An 18986-nucleotide genomic window follows, 5' to 3' on the forward strand; every position below is an offset into this window, starting at 1 on the left:
TGCGCCGGTTGCCAAGGGGGATTCCCGATAGGCTGTTTGAGGATGACAAACTCCGTGATCCAAGGGCTGCCGCGCTGGACCTTGGCCGTGCCGCCGCTCGCCTTCGTCGTCCTGCTCGGGACCTGGCACCGCGACCTGGGCGCGGTCCTGCTGGTTCTGGTCTGTCTCGGTCTCGGCGCCGCCGTGATCGCCGCCGTGCACCACGCGGAGGTCGTCGCGCACCGTGTCGGTGAGCCGTTCGGCACGCTGATCCTCGCCCTCGCGGTGACGATCATCGAGGTCGCTTTGATCGTCACGCTGATGGCGTCGGGCGGCGACAAGGCCGCGTCGCTGGCCCGCGACACCGTGTTCGCCGCGGTGATGATCACCTGCAACGGGATCCTCGGGATGGCGCTCGTCGTCGGGTCGCTGCGGCACCGCGTGCAGGAGTTCCGGGTGCAGGCGTCGTACTCCGCACTCTCGGTGACGACCGCGCTGGTCACGTTGAGCTTGGTGCTGCCCACGTTCACCACGAGCGCGGAGGGGCCGCGGTTCAGCTCGGCGCAGCTGGCGTTCGCGGGGGTGACGTCGCTGGTGATGTACGGCGTGTTCGTGTTCATCCAGACGATCCGGCACCGGGACTACTTCCTGCCGGTCGCCCCGGACGGTGACGTCGACGAGGACGAGGACCATCACGCGGCCGCGCCGAGCGGGAAGACCGCGTTGCTGAGCCTCGGGCTGCTGTTCGTGTGCCTGATCTCGGTGGTCGGGCTCGCGAAGACCGTGTCACCGAAGCTCGAGTCCGCGGTGGAGTCGGCCGGTGCGCCACTGGCTGTCGTCGGCGTCGTGATCGCGCTGCTCGTGCTGCTGCCGGAGACGGTTGCCGCAGTACGCGCGGCACTGCGGAACCGTCTCCAGACCAGCGTCAACCTGGCGCTCGGCTCAGCGCTCGCCAGCATCGGCCTGACCATCCCCGCGATCGCGGTCGCCTCCATCTGGCTCGACGGACCTCTCATCCTCGGGCTCGGCGGCAAGGAACTGGTGCTGTTCGCACTGACCGTCGTGACCGGCATGTTCACGCTCTCCACGGGCCGGGCGACGTTGCTACAGGGCGCCGTTCACCTCGCGGTGTTCAGTGCGTTCCTGTTCCTTGCGGTAAGCCCTTGAGGTAGTCGATCACCGCTTGCTGGTGATTGTGCTCGGCCCAGCCGAGCGCGTTCCCGTTGTAGTTGGGGTCGCGTACGTCCGGGTCGGCGCCCAGCTCGATCAGTTTCTTGACCGTCTCCAGATGACCGTTGAGCGCGGCCCGGTGGATCGGCGCCGCACCGCCCGAGACCCCGCTCAGGTCGTACCCGAGCCGCTGCAACGGATCCATCGCCTCCGCCCGTCCGACCTCGGCGGCGCGCACGGGCAGATGCGGGGTGCGGGCAACCGCCCGTGCGGCCAGGTCGGCGTCGACGTAGGGCGTCTCGCCGCGCATCGCCGCGGCGTACACCTCATGGATCTCGTCCAGCGGCGCGGCACCTCGAGCGCGGAGCAGTTCTGCGATCTCGATGTGCCCTTGTACGGCGGCCAGTTCGTACGGGCGATGGCCGCCGAACACCGGGTGCCTGGTCCCGACGCCCTCCGGATCGGTGCCTTGGGCAAGTACCAGCTCGGCCCTGTGCAGCAGGCCTGCCCAGGACGCGAAGACCAGTTCGTCCTCGAGCAGTTGCTGCGGGGTCGGGTGTGCGGTCGTCATCCGTTCGTGCCACGGGCCGCCGTCGCCGCGGCCCAATCCGTACTCCAGCAGGAGTTCCAGATGCACGTCGTCGTACGGCGGGGGACAGCCGGGACCGCAGTTGTACATCGTCTGGCTGTCGTTCGGGTCGGCGCCGGCGTCGAGGAGGAGTCGTGCGAGCTCGACGCGGTGCGCGTGCGGTGGCTGATCGCCTTCGCCGCGGCCGAAGACACCGGTGAGGGCGGTGAACGGTGACGGCATGCCCTGCCATAGGTAGCCGGCGTTCGGATCGGCGCCGTTCTCGAGCAGGAGGCGGGCGATCTCGAGCTGGTTCGGTGCGTCGAGGCGGTTGTACGTGAGGTAAAGGAGCGGTCCCCAGCGGTACGGTCCGCCTTCGATGCTCGCCTGCGCGAGGTTCGCCCGTACGCCGTTCAGGTCGCCGGCCACCACCTGGGTGTAGATGTTGCTCTGGGCAATCTCCGGGTAACGCTCCAGGAGCTCGCGCGCGGACTGTTGGCGAGCTGGATCGTCCTGTCCGTAGTGCAAGGTCGCGAGCCGTAGGAACTCGTCGGCGCGTTGTTCGGGAGTATCGAGCGGACCGCCGACGGACTGCCGGTGGGGTGAGCGGCTGTAGCGGTCCACGAGCTCGAGATGCCGCACGATCCGCGGCCAGCTGGGGAATCCGTAGCTGCGCGCGATCACCAGCTGTGCGTCCGCCAGTGTCTTCACCGGATGGAACTCCGCGGCCAGTGCGAGCGCTGCGCTCTCACCGGCGCGGACGCCTTTGAGCAGGGTCTTGGCCTGACCGCGCAGGTGATCGAGATGCGGGTCGTTCGGAAGATTTCGGGTCGGCATCGCCGACCTCCTCTCTACGAGCCTGCTGTCCGCATCGTCAGGCGAGAAAGGAGGTGAACTGGTGCCACACCACAGCGATCGTCCAGGTGGGCTGAGCCCTTCCCGCGGACCGGTGGCACCCTGAAGCGCCTACCGGCAGATTAGCTCAACGCGGCTTCTCCATCCACCATTCGATGAACTCGTAGGCGCGATCCTTCTCCAGCCGGATCACCCAGAGGTTGCTGAACTCGCCCGGCGGATTGGTCAGGTACGTCGTCCAGCCGCGGACGAACGCGACACCGTCGCCGAACCCGAGCACCTCGTACTCGAACGTCGTCTCGCCGGGTGCATCCGCAATCTCGAGCCAAGCCGCCACGATCGCGTCGCGGCCGGTCACCGGCGGTTCGTCCGGCCGCCGGTACCACGCGGCGTCCTCGGTCCAGAGCGCCGCGATCTCCTTGGGATCGTTGCTCTCCCACGCCCTCCGATATCTGTCGACCCAACGGTCGAGGTCCTTCTCCTTCACGAGATCCGCCGATAGTTGAGGACGACTGCCGCCGGAGTCGCCAGTACGCCGGGATGCTCGCGCGGATCCGCTTCGTACGTGACGAGGTTGCCGGCACCGCTCAGCCCCAGAAAGTCCTGCGCGCCGGTCGAGGCCGCGGTGATCGCCTGCTCCACGGTCAGCCCGTGCCGGACGAGCTGGTCGATCTCGGCGGCGACGGTGCCGACCACGTCGGATCCGGTCAGCACGCGGACGCCGTACCGCTCGGCGAGCGGGAGGACCGACGCGAGGTAGGCCGACCGTTCTTCGCGCCTGGCCTTGCTCTCCGGGGTCTCGTCCGGGCTCGGGCTGACCGAGGCGCACAGTGTCGGCGTCCACGCACCGCCCCTCGCTCCGAGCGCCTGCAGGTCCTGCTCGGTGAGCGCCGTACCGTGCTCGACCGAGTCGATGCCGACCCGGATCAGCTCGCTGACATGGTCGGTGTTGACGTGCGCCGCGACGCGGACGTTGCGCGCGTGAGCCAGCTCGACCATCGCCGCGACCACCTCGATGTCGTACGACGGGCTGACCTTGCTGCCGCGGATCGGTCCGTCCGGGCCGACCTCGGGGAAGTCGCCGACCAGTTTCAGCCAGGTGGCGCCGTCGGCGATCTCGGCCTCGACCGCGGTGAGCAGGTCCTCCGGGGCGACCGGCTCGTACGCGTCCGGGAAGTACCGGCCGTTCGGGGCGAGGAACCGGCCGGCCGCGAGGACGAGCGGACGGCCGGGGTCCGCGGTCCGGGCGAGTTCGAGGGTGACCTCGCGGTTGCCGCCGACGTCGCGGACCGCGCTCACTCCGGCGTCGGCGAGCTCCGCGAGGCGCTCGGCGGCGAAGTCCGCGCCGCGCGGGATGGGTCCGTTCGGGCCGGCCGCCAGCGTCAGATGGCAGTGCGAGTCGACCAGACCCGGTACGGCGTACCGCCCGGGAAGCTGCTCGCTCGACGAGTCCTGGCCGAAGGACAGGCGGGCGGTTTCGCCGGACGGAAGAACGGTTCCTTCGAAGACCCAGGTCGTCATGAGGGCAATTCTCGCCCAGGGGAGATCCAGATCACGCCACCTCTTACTTGAACATGTTCAAAAGAGCGGCGTACGGTCGGGACCAAAAGAATTGAACGTGTTCAAGAAGTGGGGATCATGATGGACATGACAGTCACGACGTACCTGGTCTACCTGCTGATCGCCGTGCCGCTGACGATCTGGGTGGCGCGGACGCTGAGCCGGAACGGGCGGATCTTCCTGGTCGACGTGTTCCACGGCAACGCCGAGTTCGCCGACGCGGTGAACCGGTTGCTGGTGGTCGGGTTCTACCTGATCAACCTCGGGTTCGTGACGCTGTTCCTGCGCAGCGGGAGCGCGGTGGTGGACGCGAGCGGGGTGTTCGAGCAGCTCAGCGTGAAGCTCGGGATCGTCATGCTGGTGCTCGGAGTCGTGCACCTGACGAACGTGTGGATCTTCAACAAGATCCGCACCCGCAGCCGGCTCGACAGCATGACCCGGCCGCCGGTGCCGCCGAACGACAACATCCAGCCGCTCACGATGACCGAGCAGGCCGCGCGGTACGGCTACTGAAGATGCGTCAGTTGACAGTTCTGTACGACGCCAATTGCGGAATGTGCCGCCGCTTCAAGGACTGGCTGGCGGCACAGCATCCGGCGCCGGACGGGTACGGCGGGGTGGTGCGTCTGCGGTTCGTCGCGGCGGGTTCGACGGATGCGCGGACGCGCTACCCCGCGCTGGATCATGACGCGACGCTGCGCGACGTGACCGTGGTCGCTGACGACGGGTCCGTGTACGTCGGCGATCGCGCCTGGATCGTGTGTCTGTGGGCCACGGTGGAGCACCGGCACACCGCCGTACGACTGGCGAGCCCGGCGATGCGGCCGGTGGCGCGGGCGATGGTTCAGGCGGCCGCGGGGCTGCGGTGGTTGAGTGGAGGTGATTACGCTGACGGGTGTGACGGACAGTGCGACCGCGAAGGGTGAGCAGACGCGTGAGCTGATCCTGTCGACGGCGTTGCGGTTGTTCCGGGAGCAGGGGTACGGGAAGACCACGATGCGCGCGATCGCCAACGAGGCGGGTGTGTCGGTGGGGAACGCGTACTACTACTACGGTTCCAAGGACCACCTCATGCAGGCGTACTACGACCTGCTGCAGGATCAGCACCGCGAGGCGGTCGAGCCGATTCTCGCGACCGAGAAGGCGTTCGTGCCCCGGTTGGCCGGCGTACTGCGGACCTGGCTGGACGTGTCCGCGCCGTACCACGAGTTCGCCGGCACGTTCTTCAAGACGGCGGCCGATCCGCGGAGCCCGTTGTCGCCGTTCAGCGAGGAATCCCGCCCGGCGCGAGACGCGAGTGTCGAGGTCTTCCGGCGGGTCGTCGATGGTTCGGACCTGAAGCTGGCCGCCGATCTCAAGGCCGAACTGCCCGAACTGCTCTGGCTCCTGCAGATGGGCGTGGTCCTGTTCTGGGTCCACGACCAGTCCGAGGACGTCCGCCGAAGCCGTGCCCTGATCGACCGGGCCGTCCCGCTGGTGGACCGCCTGCTCCGCCTGACCCGCATCCCGGGCGTCCGAGGCGTCACCAACGACATCGTCGGCCTGATCAACTCGATCAAGCCGTAGTTATTCGCCGGTCGCGCCGTCGATGCGTTCGCGGAGTAGGTCGGCGTGGCCGTTGTGGCGGGCGTACTCCTCGATCATGTGGATGTAGAGGTAGCGGAGCGAGTACGGCGCTTCGTAGCCGGGGCGGAGGAATGTGTCGTCCAACGCGTACTTCGCGGCCAGGGTGTCCGAGGTCTTGACGATCTCGCGGAACTCGGCGAGGTCCTGCTCGGCCGCGGCGGGATCGGCGAGGTCGAAGTCACCGTCCGGGTGCTCGGCGGACCAGTGCTTCGGCGGCGAGTCATGGCCCGCCAGCGCGCGATGGAACCAGTACTTCTCGACCTCGCTCAGGTGCCGCACGAGTCCGATCAACGACATACTGGACGGCTCCACGGCGCGCTGGACGAGCTGCTCGCCCGTGAGTCCTGAGAGTTTCCACAGCAGCGTTCCGCGGTGGTAGTCGAGGAATCCCTGCAGTAGTACCCGCTCGTCGGCGACCGTCGGAGGGTCGGCCCGAAACTGTTCCGTCACGGGCAGAACCTACCCGTGTGACGAGCGTCCCGTGAGAAACGGCCCCGTCGTGCCGTAGACTGTTTCCGACGGCCCGCCCAGTTCTGCCTCGGGCCGGTGAGCGCAACTACTGTGCGCCAGCAGTCGACCACCACGCGCCGCGGCCCGAGGGCCGCGCCGGGCAGGACGACCCCCCGAATTTTTGGAGTACCACTATGGCGGCTAGCCGCCTCACGTCTACAACCACGTCCAACCAGTCCGCTCCCCAGTCCGGCAAGTCCGCCGGGCAGTCACGGCCGCGGCGCCGGCGCCGTTCCGGTGCCGCACGCAACCCGCAGTCGCCTGGCACCGAGCCGCAGCTCGAAGTTGTCATCAGCAACGATGACGAGGTGGCCGAAACGGTTGCCCCCGACAACCGCAGCTTCGCGGAGCTCGGCGTACCCGATCGGCTGGTGGCCACGCTGGCCGCCGCCGGCGTGTCGAACCCGTTCCCGATCCAGGCGGCCACGTTGCCGGATTCGCTGGCCGGCAAGGATGTCCTCGGCCGCGGACGGACCGGATCGGGCAAGACCTACGCGTTCGTGCTTCCGGTTCTCGCGCGGCTCGCATCGAGCAGCAGCCAGCGCCGGCCGAACCACCCGCGCGCGCTGATCCTCGCTCCGACCCGTGAGCTCGCGACCCAGATCCAGGCCTCGATCACGCCGCTCGCCGACGCGCTCGGCCTGCGCTCGATGACGATCTTCGGCGGTGTCGGTCACGGCCCGCAGATCACCGGCCTGCGCAAGGGCACCGACATCGTCGTCGCCTGCCCCGGCCGGCTCGAGGACCACGTCCAGGCCGGTCACGCGAAGCTCGGCGCGGTCGAGATCACCGTGCTCGACGAGGCCGACCACATGGCCGACCTCGGGTTCCTGCCCGCCGTACGCCGGATTCTCGAAGCAACGCCCGCCACGGCGCAGCGGCTGCTGTTCTCCGCCACGCTGGACGCCGGCGTCGACGTTCTCGTACGGCGCTTCATGACCGACCCGGTCACGCACAGCGTCGACTCGGCCCGTTCGCCGGTCTCCCAGATGACGCACCACGTCCTGCACGTCCAGCCCGACACCCGGCTCCCCGTCCTCGTCGACCTGACCGCCGCGCCGGGTCGCTCGCTGGTGTTCACCAGGACGAAGTACGGCGCCAAGTCGCTCACCAAGAAGCTGATCGCCCAGGGCGTCCCGGCGGTCGAGCTGCACGGCAACCTGTCGCAGGGCGCCCGCACGCGCAACCTGGAGGCCTTCTCCGACGGTACGGCGAAGACGCTGGTCGCCACCGACATCGCGGCGCGTGGCATCCACGTCGACAACGTGACGCTGGTGATCCACGCTGATCCGCCGATCGAGCACAAGGCGTACCTGCACCGCTCGGGCCGCACCGCCCGCGCCGGCGCCGAGGGCACGGTTGTCACCCTGATGACCGACGACCAGGTTCGCGACGTCCGCGACCTGACCCGCAAGGCCGGCATCGCTCCGACGGTCACCAAGCTCAACGCTGACCACCCGCTGCTCGCCGAGCTGGCTCCGGGCGAACGAACCTTCGTCGAGCCGACGGCCAGGCCGGTCCAGCAAGACCGCGTGTCGGGCGCGAGCGGTAGCGGATCGGGTCGAGGTAGTCGCCGCCGGCGCGCTTCGGGCCCCGCTCAGCAGGCGACTGGCAAGCGGTCAAGCCAGACGGGTTCCGGCCAGGCGACTCGTGCTGCCGGTGGCTCGCGGAGCTCCGGTCGTTCCAAGTCCCGCGCCAACTCGGGCGGCCCAAAGAGCTACAGCACGAGCACTCCGGGATCGGCCGCTCGTCCCGCCGGAGCCGCTGCGTTCTCCGCAGGCTCGCGCGCCGGCAGCTCCCGCCGAGGACGCTGACACATTCAAGGCACCTCTGTCGGGTTACGGTTCCAGTGCTGGTGCCGTGACCTGACAGAGAGGCTCTGATGCGGATCCGTACGGTCCTGAACGACCTCGTGCCGGAAGCGCTTGGCGTGACCGACTCGCACGACCACTTGTTCTTCCGCTCGGCTGCGCTGCCTGGGCAGGAGCTGGACGACGAGGCGGCAGCGGTTGCCGAGGTACGGGCGTTTGCGGACGCGGGCGGCCAGGCGATCGTGCAATGGACTCCGCACGGACTGAACCGGCGGGCCGGTCTCCTGCCCGGAATCTCCACCAGCACAGGCGTTTCGATCGTCGCCGCGACCGGCCTGCACCGGCGCGAGCACTACCCGGACGGGTACGTCGACAAGGTGCAGGATCAGCTGGCCGAGATCTTCGTCCGCGAGCTGACGACCGGCATCGGCGACACTTCGGTCCGCGCCGGGCTGATCAAGGTGGCCGGCGGGTTCCACGTCCTCGACGGACATGCCGAGCTCGTGATGCGGGCAGCGGCCGAGGCCCATCACGCGACCAACGCGCCGATCGCCGTCCACCACGAGCTCGGTTCCGCCGCAGACGCCGTACTCGATCTGCTCGTCGACGAACTCGGCGTACACCCGGCCGCTGTGATCCTCGGGCATCTCAACCGGTTTCCCGACCATCGGGTCCATCTCGAGCTGGCGCAGCGGGGTGCGTGGCTGGCGTTCGACGGGCCGTCGCGGGCCAACAACGCGACCGACCCACGGCTGACCGACTGCCTCGCGGCGCTGATCGACGCGGGGTTCGCGGACCGTCTGCTGCTCGGCGGCGACACCACGACGGCTCGCGCTCGAGCCGCGACCGGCGAGGGGCCGGGGATGCCGTACCTCCTGACGCACCTCAAGCCGCGGATCACGCGGTACTTCGGTGCGGACGTCGCCGACGCCGTGTTCCGGAACAACCCGGCGCGCGCCTTCGCCACGGATTGGCGCGCGTAGCGGTACCTTCCCCGCATGAATGAGCGAAGCGAATTCATCATCCAGCACAGGGCGTCTCGTGCCTCAGCCGCGCCCGCAGCGAAGCGAGGACGTGGATGAGTCTGATCGCGCAGATCTTCGTGGGTGTCGCGGGTGTGTTCCATGTGGTCGTGTTCGCCATGGAGAGCGTGCTGTTCCGGAAGCCGAGTACCTACCGGCGGTTCCTGGTGAAGGACACCGAGGTCGAGACCGCTCGGCCGTGGGCGTTCAACCAGGGCTTCTACAACCTGTTCCTGGCGATCGGTGCGCTCGGCGGGCTGATCTGGGGCGGCGACAAGGGCCACGCGATCGCGCTCTTCGCGTGCGCATGCATGGCCGGCGCGGGCATCGTGCTCCTCGCCTCCGACCGTCGCATGCTCCGTGCCGCCGCCACCCAGGCGGTGCCGCCGATCCTCGCGCTCGTTCTCGCGGCGATTCTCTAGTTGACTTGAAGTGCGCTTGAGCAACGATGGTCGTCGTCATGACCACCGTTGCCGAGCCAACTGTTGAGACAGGCGGCGTCCTTTCACCGCAGTACCGCGCACTGACCGTCGGGATGGTCGCGCTGATCACCCTGGTCGCGTTCGAGTCCCTGGCCGTCGCGACCGCGATGCCGACCGTTGCGCAGGCACTCGACGGCCTCAACCTGTACGCGCTCGCGTTCGGCGGCCCGCTCGCCTCCGGTGTGGTCGCGATGGTGGTCTCCGGCACCTGGAGCGACCTGAAGGGCCCGACCCGTCCGCTCTGGCACGGTACGGCGTGGTTCCTGGCCGGGCTGTTGATCGCGGGCCTGGCGCCGTCGATGGAGATCCTCGTCGCGGGCCGCATCATCCAAGGCTTCGGCTCCGGCCTGCTCACGGTCGCGCTGTACGTCGTCGTGGGCCAGCTGTACCCGGCCCGCCTCAGGCCCCGGATCTTCGCCGCGTTCGCGACCGGCTGGGTCGTACCGTCCCTCGTCGGTCCCGCGATCGCCGGCCTGATCGTCGAGCACTCCAGTTGGCGGCTCGTGTTCCTCGCCGTACCGGCGATCGCGATCCCGGCCGCGCTGGTGATGCGTCCCGGTCTGGCCCGCGGGAGCGTGTACGACGTACGTCCGGGGAAGCTGTGGGACAAGCGGGCGCTGTGGGCAGTCGCGGCCGCGGTTGGGGTCGGGCTGCTGCACTACGGCGGGCAGCAGCGTGGCGTCGTACAGATCGTGCTGCTCGTGATCGGTCTGGCCGGGGTGATCGCGTTCGGGCCGCGGCTGTTGCCGTCCGGGACGTTCGCATTCGGGCGCGGGTTGCCGTCGGTGGTCGCACTGCGCGGGTTGGTGGCGGCGTCCGGGTTCGGCGCCGAGGTGTTCCTGCCGTTGATGCTCACCCGGCAACGCGGCCTGTCGCCGGCGCTCGCCGGTCTCGTGCTGACGGTCAGCGCGCTGAGCTGGTCCGCCGCGTCGTGGTACCGCGGCCGGCCGAACCAGCCGTTCACGCATGCGGTCTTCCTGCAGGCCGGCATGCTCGCGATCCTCGTAGGCATCGTCACGGCAGCGCTGACGCTCAACCCGGACGTGCCGGTGCTGGTGGGCATCCTCGGCTGGAGCCTGACCGGTCTGGGCATGGGGACCGTGTTCCCGACCCTGTCGGTGCTGGTCCTGGAGTACTCCGAACGCGACGAACAAGGCGCCAACAGCTCCGCCCTGCAGCTCAGCGACTCGTTGTCGACCGCAACGATCCTCGCGATCGGCGGATCACTGTTCGCCGCAATGGAACCGCATTCCGCCGTACTGGCGTACTTGGTCGCCTTCGGCCTGCCGGCCCTGCTCGCACTCCTCGGCGTGCCAGCAGGCCGCCGTACCGCTACTCCTTAGAGCCGGTGACCGCAATGCTCGCGCCGAGGCCGATGATCATCAGGCCGCCGGTGCCGCCGACCAGCTCGAGTCGGCGCGGTGAGCGAGCGAACCACTCGCGCGCCGTGCCGGCCACAAACGCCCACACGCTGTCCGAGCAGAGCGCGATCAAGATGAAGATCATTCCGAGCACCAAGATCTGCGCCCAGGCCGGCGCGCCGGCCCCCTTGTCGACGAACTGCGGGAGCACAGCGGCGAAGAACACCGCCGTCTTCGCGTTCGTCACCCCCACCAGGAACCCCTGACGGATGGTCCGCCGGGTAGTGCTCGGCTTCGCCGTACCGCGCATCGCCTCGACCAGCGACTTCCGCGAGCGAAACGCCTGCACCCCGAGATAGATCAGGTACGCCGCCCCGACAAGCTTCACCACGGTCAACGCGATCGCACTCGCCGCGATCAACGTCCCGAGCCCGAGCGACACCGCCCCGAGCAGAATCGCGGCCCCGAGCGTGTTCCCCACCATCGTCAGCACAGCTTCCCGCCGCCCCACCGCCAGCGCCCGCCCGACAATGAACAGCACACTGGGCCCTGGCACAACGATGATGATGAACGCAGTAATCGCAAACGCAACCAGATGATGAGCGGACGGCATCCCCCCAGAGTAGATGCGACGCCGTCGCGCTGCCAGGGGTAATCCGCCGACCAGCAGGTCCGCCGCCCCGCCCACCAACAGGGGGTGTGCATAGGAACGCGGGGCGGTGCACAGGCAATATCCTGTTCAGCGCCCCCGGCGCGCGGGCACGCCCGCATCTACCTCCCGCTGGGTGGGATAGGTCACCGGCGCGCCGTGGTGCGTTGACCGGGGGGTGGGGTGGCACCTACGGTTCGAGGGTCAACCTGCGGTGCCATGAGGGAAGCCGGTGAGAAGCCGGCGCGGCCGCGCCACTGTGATCGAGTTTCGGCTCGTAAGTCAGGACGCTCGGGCACTCGCAGCCTTTCTAAGGGGACGCGCACTTCCCCAGGAGGTTCAGTTCAGATGGCAGCTCCTGCCCAGTCGGTCGCCGTACCGGCGCTTTCTTCCAAGCTTCTCGCCGTCGCGCTGCTCAGCGTCGGCGTGATGCTCCTGCTCGCTTATCTGGTCGGGTTCGACCAGGGTGCGGTGTCCCGGTCCGGGATGTACCTGCACGAGTTGATGCACGACGGTCGCCACCTTCTCGGCGTTCCCTGTCACTAGCGACGATGCGCACCTTCGGATCGCTCCTGGTGCGCGGACTGATCGTCGGACTCTTCGCCGGCCTGCTGGCCGGAACGTTCGCCTACGCAGTGGGCGAGTCGCGCGTCGACGCGGCGATCGCGATCGAAGAGGCCGACAGTCACGCGCACACTCACGCTCATGAAGAAGACCACCACGAGGACCCGCTCGTCAGCCGCGACGGCCAGCGGGCGGGCCTGTTCCTCGCCACCAGCCTGTACGGCGTTGCGCTCGGCGGACTGTTCGCCGTCGCGTTCACACTGCTCCGCCGCAAGCTCCGGACCGGGAACGACGCGTACGCCGCGCTCGGACTCGCCGCGGCGGGGTTCGTCGGCATCGTGCTGGTCCCGTTCCTCAAGTACCCGCCGAATCCGCCCGCGGTCGGTGATCCGGACACGATCACCCGCCGTACGGTCACCTATCTCCTGACCCTGGTGATCGGTCTGCTCGCGGTCTGGGCCGGTGTCGCCCTCTCCCGGTGGGCAGCGCGGTACGGCGAGGTTGCCCGGCTCGCGGGCGGTGTCGTCGGGCTGGTCGTCACCGTGGTGGCGGCGTACCTGATTCTGCCGCGGATCAACGAGGTTCCGGAGACGTTCCCCGCTACGCTGCTGTGGCAGTTCCGGTTCGCCTCGCTCGGTACGCAGGCGACGCTGTGGCTCCTGCTCGGGTTCGGGTACGCGGTCGCGGTGGACCGCCGGCCGATCCGATCGAAGGTGGCTGCCGCTTGACGGCTCTTACAGTGCTCGCGCACGCCCTGACACCCACGTTGCGCGGACTCGTACTCGGTGGTGACGCCGAGCCCGATCCGGCGAGTCTCGAGGCTGCGCGCGAGCTGAAACTGTCTGCCGATGCCGTGTACGCCGGGCCTGAGCGGGCCGCCGTACGCACCGCCGCCGTACTCGGGCACGACCCGGTGGTGGAGCCGGCGCTGCGGGATCGTGAGTACGGCGAGTGGGCAGGACGCGAACTGGAGGAGCTACTCGCGTCCGAGCCAGCGCGAACCCCGGCGTGGCTCGAGCGGCCGCACACCGCCACGCCCGGCGGCGAGACCGAGAACGACGTGCTCGCTCGGGTTGCCGATTGGTTGGGTGATCTCGCGGCGCGGGAGCACGGTTCCACGCTGGCGGTCGTCCATCCGGCGATCGTCCGCGCGATCGTCCTGTACGTCGTCGACGCGCCTGCGGAGTCGCTGCGGCACGTCGACGTACGCCCCCTGGCCACGGTCAACCTCTCGTACCACTCCGGCAACTGGTCGCTGGCCTTCACCCCCTAGGCCTGACAAACTGCGGTTGGCCCGGTTGCACGCCCAGGTGACCGGCTGTCACGGGGAGTCACGATGACTGAGTCCGACCAGCTTGCCGAACGGTTCCGTGCCAACCATGCCGTGCTCGTCGCGGCTCGGGACCGGCTGCAGGCCGCCGAAGACGCCGGTACGGCGAGTGACGAGCAGCGGAAGCGGCTGGACACCGTCAAGGAGCTGCTCACCCCTGTCCCCGCCACCGATGTGGACGCCAAAGGCAACGTTGTCGAGGTCCAACGGCCGCGGCAGTTCCTCGAGGTCGATCCCGAGGGGCAGGGCCGTGCGGTCGAGGTCCTCGGTGATCTCCAGGCGGCGAAGAACATCGCGGTGCTGATCCCCGGGATGGGGAACAGTCTGGACACGTTCCGCGGGCAGTCGGACCGCGGTGATCTGATCAAGCAAGAGGCCGGACCGGGTACGGCGGTTGTCGTGTGGCTCGACTACGACTCACCTCAGGGCCTGGTGCAGGCCGCGAGCAAGGACGCGGCGATCGAGGCCGGACCACGGCTCGCGGCGTTCATGAACGAGGTCGACGAACTGAAGGCCGAGAATGCGGAGGTCACGCTGGTCGCGCATTCGTACGGAACCGACGTGGCCGCGCAGGCGGTGATGGCGGGCGCCCGGCCGAAGCGGCTGGTCATGACGGGCTCGCCGGGGATCGCGAAGTACGTCGACGAGGCCGCCGACTTCGTCCAGCCGCCGACCAGGCTGTACACCGAGCGCGCCCCGGGAGACTACGTCTCGTACACCGAGTGGCACGGACCGGACCCGGCGAACTTCCCGGACGCGATCCGGATGGCGACCAGCGATCCACGGGCGGGCGACGACCCGGTATCGGTCCACTGGCACAACGAGTACTACCGGCCGAACAGTGAGTCGCTGCGCAACATCGGGCGGGTGGTCCGGGGCGACCTGACGTCCGTAACGACCACGAACACCAGCCGATCCGCCGAGACCGAGCTCTTCCTCGGTACGTCGTGGGGCGGCGCGCTGAACGCTGCCGCCGGGGCGGCGTCCAAGGTGTACGACGGAGTTGTGGCCCTCACCAAACCGTCGAAGGAGTCGGCCGGAGCCGCCGCCGGGCAGGCTGCGGCGGGGCGGACGACGAACGGCGCGGGACGGGGCTCGGAAGGGCGGCGGCGATGACGGGCGATCGGGAGTTCCTGCGGAGCGAGTTGCTGGCGGTGGCGGAAGCAGTCGTACCTGATCAGCGGCCGGTTGTGACGCACGACCCCGGGCCGGTGAATCCCGGCGTACTGTTCGACGGGCGCGGGACGGCCACCGTCTGCAGGGTGACCGTCGAGACGGGCGACCCGCGGTCCCCGGACCCGGCGGCCGCCGTCGACGCTGCGGCCGCGGCGTTGCGCGCCCGCGGCTGGACCGCGGACGTCGTACCGCCGGAGAGCGGTCATTATCGGGTCGCAGCCGCCCGCGACGGGTTCGAGGTCGCCGTCCACGCGTGGTCGGCGGACTGGCGGATAACGTTCACCGGGGAGACTCCCGTCGTTTCTTGACCCCGAAACGCGGCGTGTCCTCGCGGGGCTTGGCTGCACGGTGTATCACGGAAGCGTGACCTTGACCGAAGCCCGCAACCACCTCCGCTCGGAACTCCTCGCGGTGGCGGCGACCGTCGTGCCCGACCAGACACCGGCGGTGACCCAGGACGTCGGTCCTGTCGACCAGGGCGCCCTGTCCGACGAGAGCGGTCCGGAGTCGGTCTGCACCATCACCGTCGAGACCGGCGACCCCACCACGACGCCCGACCCCGAGGCACAGATCGGCTTCGCCGCCGAGACCCTCGAGTCCCGCGGCTGGAAGGTCACCATCTCCGAGCCCACCGAGGGCCGCCACGAACTGACCGCCCGCCGCCAGGGCTACGACCTCACCGTCACCGCCAAGACCACCGACTGGCGCCTGACCCTCACCGGCCAGACGCCGTACGTCGACGATCTCTAGGAGGACCTTCACCGTCGCCTACGATGCACCGGCAAGCGTTTGTCCCAGTGTCTCGTGAGGTGAGCGATGTCCGAGGACCTCGATGCGCTGATCCTGCGGGTGCGGGACCTGCCGCACGACCGGGCGGTCGCGGAGGTGGACGCGTTCTTCGGGTCGCTGCCCGCCGAGACGGCGAGGGCGCTGGCGGAGAGCCGGCCTGAGCAGGTCGGACCGCTGGAAGGTGCGCCGCCGGAGCTCCGGTATCGCGCGAACCACCTGATCCTGGTGGCCGCGCACCAGCGACTGCACGCGCTGGTCGAGAGCCGGGACGCGACGCTTGCGCAGCGCCGGCGGCTGGCGACGCTCACCGCGATGCTGCAGCCGGCCGGCAAACGCCTCGACGTCGACGCGGACGGGAACCGTGTCGCGGTCGACGTACCTCGGCAGTTCCTTCTCGTCGATCCCGAGGGACAGGGCCGGATGATCGAGGTCCAGGGCGATCTGAGGAAAGCTCGCAACATCGCCGTACTGGTGCCGGGGATGAACAACGACCTGGAACGCGTGCGTTCTCAGTCGGTGCGGACGAAGGAGATCGGTGAGGAAGCTGGGCCGGGTACGGCGATGGTGGTGTGGCTCGGATATCACGCGCCTCTCGGGTTGACCGAGGGAAGGTCCACCGAGAGTTCCCGTGCGGCTGCGCCGTTGCTGTGCCGGTTCCAGGAAGGGCTCGCGGTGGTCAGCGCGCCGGACGCCAAGGTCACGCTGATCGGGAACAGCTACGGTGCCCAGGTCGTCGGGCGGGCGATGCTCGAAGGAGCTCGCGCTCACCGGTACCTGTTGACCGGCAGTCCCGGTGTCGACCCGGGCATCACCTCTGCGGCGCAGATGACACCTCCTGGCACCGAGCTCTTCGCGGTGGCGCGGTCGCGCGGGGACTACGTGTCGTACGCCGAACAGCACGGGCCGGATCCCGCCTCGTTTCCCGATGTCGTACGGATCGAGACCGACAACCCGCAGGTCCAGATCACCGGGCACGTGAGCTACTTCGACAAGAACAGTGAGTCGATGACCAACGTCGGCCGGATCGTCCGTGGTGATCTGGACGCGGTGACGCTGGCCGCCCGCACCACACCCGAGGAGGAGACCCGCCTGCTCGGCACGTCGTGGTCCGGGCCGTTGCGTACGCTCGGCCAGTCGAAGGCGGCGGTACCGATCTCCAAGGCGTTCGACGGACTCGCGGCGCTGCGTACGGTTGCCTCGACGCCGTCGAGGAAGACCGTCCTCGAAGGCGCCCGGCGCGCACGCACACAGGAAGGACCCGAACGATGACGTTGACCGAGGCTCGCGACCTCCTCCGCGCGGAGCTGCTCGCGGTCGCGGCAGCCGCCGTACCCGGCTACGAAGGCGTGGTCACCCACGACGTGGGCCCGGTGAACCCCGCCGTACTGTCCGACGGGAGCGGTCCGGACACGATCTGCTCGATCACCGTCGAGAACGGCGACCCGTCCGTCACCGACCCGGCAGGCGAACTCGCCGCCGCTGTCGCGGCCCTGACCAGCCGCGGCTGGCGAACCACCGTCGCGCCCGTCGAGAGCGGCCACCACCGAGCCAGCGCCGAACGCGACGGCTTCCAGGTCACCGTCCACGCCTGGGACAACGAATGGCGCCTCACCCTCTCCGGCGAAACCCCCGCGATCCCGGAGTAGCCCTGTCAGCTGGTCGCGGCTCGTTCGGATGCGCTGCGGAGGACGCAGAATTCGTTGCCCTCGGGGTCCTGCATGGTGACCCAGCCGGTGCCGTCCGGGTTGCGGTGGTCGTGGGCGATGGTCGCGCCGAGAGTGAGGAGCCAGGCGACTTCCTCGTCGCGGGGGCCGTCGGGTTCGAGGTCCAGGTGCCCGCGGTTCTTCACGACCTTCTCGTCGTTGTTCTGTTCGAAGAGCACGGTGAGGCCGTCGGCCGGGACCGCGGCGTACGGGTCGCCTGGGTGGTCGTCGTCGGGACGCTCGGCCTTCAGGACCTGCAGCCAGAAACCGGCGATCTCATAGGGGTTGTGGGCATCGAACGTCACCGTACGCACGCGAGAAGTCATGCGCAGAGGCTACTTCCGGAAGAACAATCGGTCCTCGGGAATTTCCGGGTCCAGGTACGGCGTGAAGCCCGCGGCGACCGCGATCTCGGTGAGGGCGGGCCCGATCCAGCGGTGCACGTAGATGTTCATCGGATGGCCGCCGTACCCGGAGGTCTTGTGGGTCGATTCCTCGCCGACGTGGAAACCCATCAGCAGCACGCCGCCGGGGACGAGCACACGGTGGAACTCGGCGAACGCCTGCGGAACGACGTCGCGGGGAAGGTGGATGATCGACCACCACGACACGACGCCGGCGACCGCGTCGTCCGGTACGCCGAGCGCCGTCATCGAGCCGACGCGGAAGTCGAGCTCGGGATGGTCGCGACGGGCGACCTCGATCATCCCGGGTGAGAGGTCGATCCCGACGAGCCGCAGCTCACGCGCAGCCAGCAGACCGGTCGTCCGCCCCGGCCCGCACCCCACATCCAGCACGGCCCTGGAGTCGCCGGGCAGGAGCTCGGTGAGGAGGTCGAAGGCTTCGTCCTCCCAGTCGGCGCCGGTCACGACGAGTTCGGCGTACGACGGCGCGACGGTGTCGTACGAGGTGCTGATATCGGCGAGATAGTCGGTCACCCGGCCGACCCTAGAGCCGGCCGGGGACAGTTTCTTATGCTTTGCCGAGTGACTGCTTCTGGCGGCCGAGCCCCTCGATCTCCAGCTCCATCGTGTCGCCGGGCGACAGGTACGGGAACCGGCCGGACAGCGCTACACCCTCCGGCGTGCCGGTGTTCACGATGTCGCCGGGGCTCAGCACCATGTACTGCGAGAGGTCGCGGATCAGCGCCGCCACCGAGAAGATCATGTCCTGCGTGTTCGAGTCCTGCCGCGGCTCGCCGTTCACCCACGAGCGCAGGTTCAGGTTCGTCGGGTCGACCTCGTCCGCCGGAACCAGCGAAGGCCCGAGCGGGTTGAACGTCTCGCAGCACTTCCCCTTCGACCACTGGCCGCCGGAGACCTCGATCTGGAACGCGCGCTCGGACACGTCGTTCGAGACGGCGTACCCGGCGACGCAGGCGAGCGCCTCCGCGTCGGTCTCGACGTACCGTGCCTGCTTGCCGATGACGACCGCGAGCTCGACCTCCCAGTCGGTCTTCGCGGAGCCGCGCGGCACCAGGACCTCGTCGTACGCGCCGACGACGGTGTTCGGGTGCTTGAAGAAGACGATCGGCTGCTTCGGCGGCTCGGCGCCCGACTCGGCGGCGTGCGCCGCGTAGTTCTGGCCGATGCAGACCACGGCGCCCGGCCGGGCGATCGGCGCGCCGACGCGCAGGCCCTCGGTGTCGGCGACCGGCAGCTCGCCGGCTTCGAGCGCGGCACGGGTCCGGGCGATGCCGTCGGCGGCGAGGAAGGCCCCGTCGATATCGGCGGTGAGCGGGCTCAGGTCGTGAACGGTGCCGTCGGCGGCCCGCACGTACGGGCGCTCCTCGCGCACCGCGCCGAGGCGCAGCAGTTCCACAGATATCTCC

24 protein-coding genes and 1 riboswitch are annotated in these 18986 nt (G+C 69.1%); of the genes, 16 read left to right on the forward strand and 8 right to left on the reverse strand.

All coding sequences use genetic code 11. The features are described 5' to 3' along the window. The first annotated feature begins 42 nt into the window (after positions 1-42). A complete protein-coding gene (locus EV651_RS09485) occupies positions 43-1146 on the forward strand; it encodes a calcium:proton antiporter (protein ID WP_133784146.1) in 1104 nt (367 codons plus the stop codon). Here the strand turns inward: EV651_RS09485 and EV651_RS09490 are convergent. The 3 genes from EV651_RS09490 to EV651_RS09500 all read right to left on the reverse strand — a co-directional run bounded on the left by EV651_RS09490 (position 1112) and on the right by EV651_RS09500 (position 4093). Further along, positions 1112-2554: an ankyrin repeat domain-containing protein gene (locus tag EV651_RS09490; RefSeq protein ID WP_133784148.1), complete on the reverse strand. Its 1443-nt coding sequence runs from the start codon at positions 2552-2554 to the stop codon at positions 1112-1114. The genes EV651_RS09485 and EV651_RS09490 overlap by 35 nt on opposite strands. A 145-nt stretch (positions 2555-2699) precedes the next feature. Then, positions 2700-3059 carry a nuclear transport factor 2 family protein gene (locus EV651_RS09495; RefSeq protein WP_133784150.1) on the reverse strand — a complete coding sequence of 120 codons (360 nt, stop codon included), beginning with the start codon at positions 3057-3059 and terminating at the stop codon, positions 2700-2702. Continuing rightward, entirely contained in the window at positions 3056-4093 is a 1038-nt protein-coding gene (locus EV651_RS09500) for an amidohydrolase family protein (protein ID WP_133784152.1), read from the reverse strand. The genes EV651_RS09495 and EV651_RS09500 overlap by 4 nt, the downstream gene beginning before the upstream one ends. 117 nt (positions 4094-4210) lie before the next feature. On the opposite strand from EV651_RS09500, the gene EV651_RS09505 reads away from it, so the two are divergent. Genes EV651_RS09505 through EV651_RS09515 form a run of 3 tightly spaced genes read left to right on the forward strand, consistent with a single transcriptional unit; the run spans position 4211 to position 5698 of the window. Beyond that, positions 4211-4645: a hypothetical protein gene (locus EV651_RS09505; RefSeq protein ID WP_238156766.1), complete on the forward strand. Its 435-nt coding sequence runs from the start codon at positions 4211-4213 to the stop codon at positions 4643-4645. A gap of 11 nt (positions 4646-4656) precedes the next feature. Beyond that, complete coding sequence (locus EV651_RS09510; RefSeq protein WP_238156767.1) at positions 4657-5058, forward strand: thiol-disulfide oxidoreductase DCC family protein; 402 nt, start codon at positions 4657-4659, stop codon at positions 5056-5058. Further along, positions 5030-5698, forward strand: a complete 669-nt coding sequence (locus EV651_RS09515; protein ID WP_133784155.1) for a TetR family transcriptional regulator — start codon at positions 5030-5032, stop codon at positions 5696-5698. Before EV651_RS09510 ends, EV651_RS09515 begins: the two co-directional genes overlap by 29 nt. Here the strand turns inward: EV651_RS09515 and EV651_RS09520 are convergent, their stop codons facing one another. Next, positions 5699-6208 carry a DinB family protein gene (locus EV651_RS09520; RefSeq protein ID WP_166658550.1) on the reverse strand — a complete coding sequence of 170 codons (510 nt, stop codon included), beginning with the start codon at positions 6206-6208 and terminating at the stop codon, positions 5699-5701. It lies immediately after the preceding gene. 194 nt (positions 6209-6402) lie between these two features. Between EV651_RS09520 and EV651_RS09525 the strand changes: the two genes are divergently transcribed. The 4 genes from EV651_RS09525 (at position 6403) to EV651_RS09540 (ending at position 10926) form a co-directional block, all read left to right on the forward strand. Then, a complete protein-coding gene (locus EV651_RS09525; RefSeq protein WP_238156768.1) occupies positions 6403-8082 on the forward strand; it encodes a DEAD/DEAH box helicase in 1680 nt (559 codons plus the stop codon). A 68-nt stretch (positions 8083-8150) separates the two neighbouring features. Beyond that, positions 8151-9062, forward strand: coding sequence for a phosphotriesterase (locus EV651_RS09530; RefSeq protein WP_133784159.1), 912 nt, complete (start codon positions 8151-8153; stop codon positions 9060-9062). Positions 9063-9157: 95 nt separating this feature from the next. After that, a complete protein-coding gene (locus EV651_RS09535; protein WP_133784162.1) occupies positions 9158-9523 on the forward strand; it encodes a DUF1304 domain-containing protein in 366 nt (121 codons plus the stop codon). Between the two features lie 38 nt (positions 9524-9561). Further along, on the forward strand, positions 9562-10926 hold the full coding sequence (locus EV651_RS09540) for an MFS transporter (protein WP_133784164.1): 1365 nt from the start codon (positions 9562-9564) through the stop codon (positions 10924-10926). Here EV651_RS09540 and EV651_RS09545 read toward each other — a convergent pair. Next, a complete protein-coding gene (locus tag EV651_RS09545) occupies positions 10916-11500 on the reverse strand; it encodes a LysE family translocator (RefSeq protein WP_238156769.1) in 585 nt (194 codons plus the stop codon). The genes EV651_RS09540 and EV651_RS09545 overlap by 11 nt on opposite strands. A gap of 273 nt (positions 11501-11773) precedes the next feature. Beyond that, a riboswitch (cobalamin riboswitch) is annotated at positions 11774-11905 on the forward strand. Between the two features lie 36 nt (positions 11906-11941). Between EV651_RS09545 and EV651_RS09550 the strand changes: the two genes are divergently transcribed. From EV651_RS09550 to EV651_RS09585, 8 genes are all read left to right on the forward strand, one after another. Beyond that, entirely contained in the window at positions 11942-12139 is a 198-nt protein-coding gene (locus EV651_RS09550) for a CbtB domain-containing protein (RefSeq protein ID WP_133784168.1), read from the forward strand. Between the two features lie 5 nt (positions 12140-12144). After that, positions 12145-12885, forward strand: a complete 741-nt coding sequence (locus tag EV651_RS09555; RefSeq protein ID WP_133784170.1) for a CbtA family protein — start codon at positions 12145-12147, stop codon at positions 12883-12885. Beyond that, positions 12882-13430: a histidine phosphatase family protein gene (locus EV651_RS09560; protein WP_133784172.1), complete on the forward strand. Its 549-nt coding sequence runs from the start codon at positions 12882-12884 to the stop codon at positions 13428-13430. Before EV651_RS09555 ends, EV651_RS09560 begins: the two co-directional genes overlap by 4 nt. A 63-nt stretch (positions 13431-13493) precedes the next feature. Continuing rightward, positions 13494-14603, forward strand: a complete 1110-nt coding sequence (locus EV651_RS09565; protein ID WP_133784174.1) for an alpha/beta hydrolase — start codon at positions 13494-13496, stop codon at positions 14601-14603. Next, the gene (locus tag EV651_RS09570; RefSeq protein ID WP_133784176.1) at positions 14600-14971 is read left to right on the forward strand and encodes a hypothetical protein; all 372 of its coding nucleotides are present in this window, start codon (positions 14600-14602) and stop codon (positions 14969-14971) included. Before EV651_RS09565 ends, EV651_RS09570 begins: the two co-directional genes overlap by 4 nt. Positions 14972-15026: 55 nt before the next feature. Further along, positions 15027-15413 carry a hypothetical protein gene (locus EV651_RS09575; protein ID WP_238156770.1) on the forward strand — a complete coding sequence of 129 codons (387 nt, stop codon included), beginning with the start codon at positions 15027-15029 and terminating at the stop codon, positions 15411-15413. A 66-nt stretch (positions 15414-15479) separates the two neighbouring features. Then, on the forward strand, positions 15480-16721 hold the full coding sequence (locus EV651_RS09580; RefSeq protein ID WP_133784178.1) for an alpha/beta hydrolase: 1242 nt from the start codon (positions 15480-15482) through the stop codon (positions 16719-16721). Beyond that, on the forward strand, positions 16718-17098 hold the full coding sequence (locus EV651_RS09585) for a hypothetical protein (protein WP_238156771.1): 381 nt from the start codon (positions 16718-16720) through the stop codon (positions 17096-17098). The genes EV651_RS09580 and EV651_RS09585 overlap by 4 nt, the downstream gene beginning before the upstream one ends. 5 nt (positions 17099-17103) lie before the next feature. Here EV651_RS09585 and EV651_RS09590 read toward each other — a convergent pair whose 3' ends face one another. The 3 genes from EV651_RS09590 to EV651_RS09600 are packed head-to-tail and all read right to left on the reverse strand — an operon-like array spanning position 17104 to position 18976. Further along, positions 17104-17481: a VOC family protein gene (locus tag EV651_RS09590; RefSeq protein WP_133784180.1), complete on the reverse strand. Its 378-nt coding sequence runs from the start codon at positions 17479-17481 to the stop codon at positions 17104-17106. A gap of 9 nt (positions 17482-17490) precedes the next feature. Beyond that, positions 17491-18093 (reverse strand): class I SAM-dependent methyltransferase, encoded by a 603-nt coding sequence (locus EV651_RS09595; RefSeq protein WP_166658551.1) that lies wholly within the window; start codon positions 18091-18093, stop codon positions 17491-17493. Positions 18094-18127: 34 nt separating this feature from the next. Then, a complete protein-coding gene (locus tag EV651_RS09600) occupies positions 18128-18976 on the reverse strand; it encodes a fumarylacetoacetate hydrolase family protein (protein ID WP_133784184.1) in 849 nt (282 codons plus the stop codon). Between the last annotated feature and the right edge of the window lie 10 nt (positions 18977-18986).

The organism is Kribbella sp. VKM Ac-2571, assembly GCF_004362255.1.
GTDB classification, from domain to species: Bacteria; Actinomycetota; Actinomycetes; order Propionibacteriales; family Kribbellaceae; genus Kribbella; species Kribbella pratensis.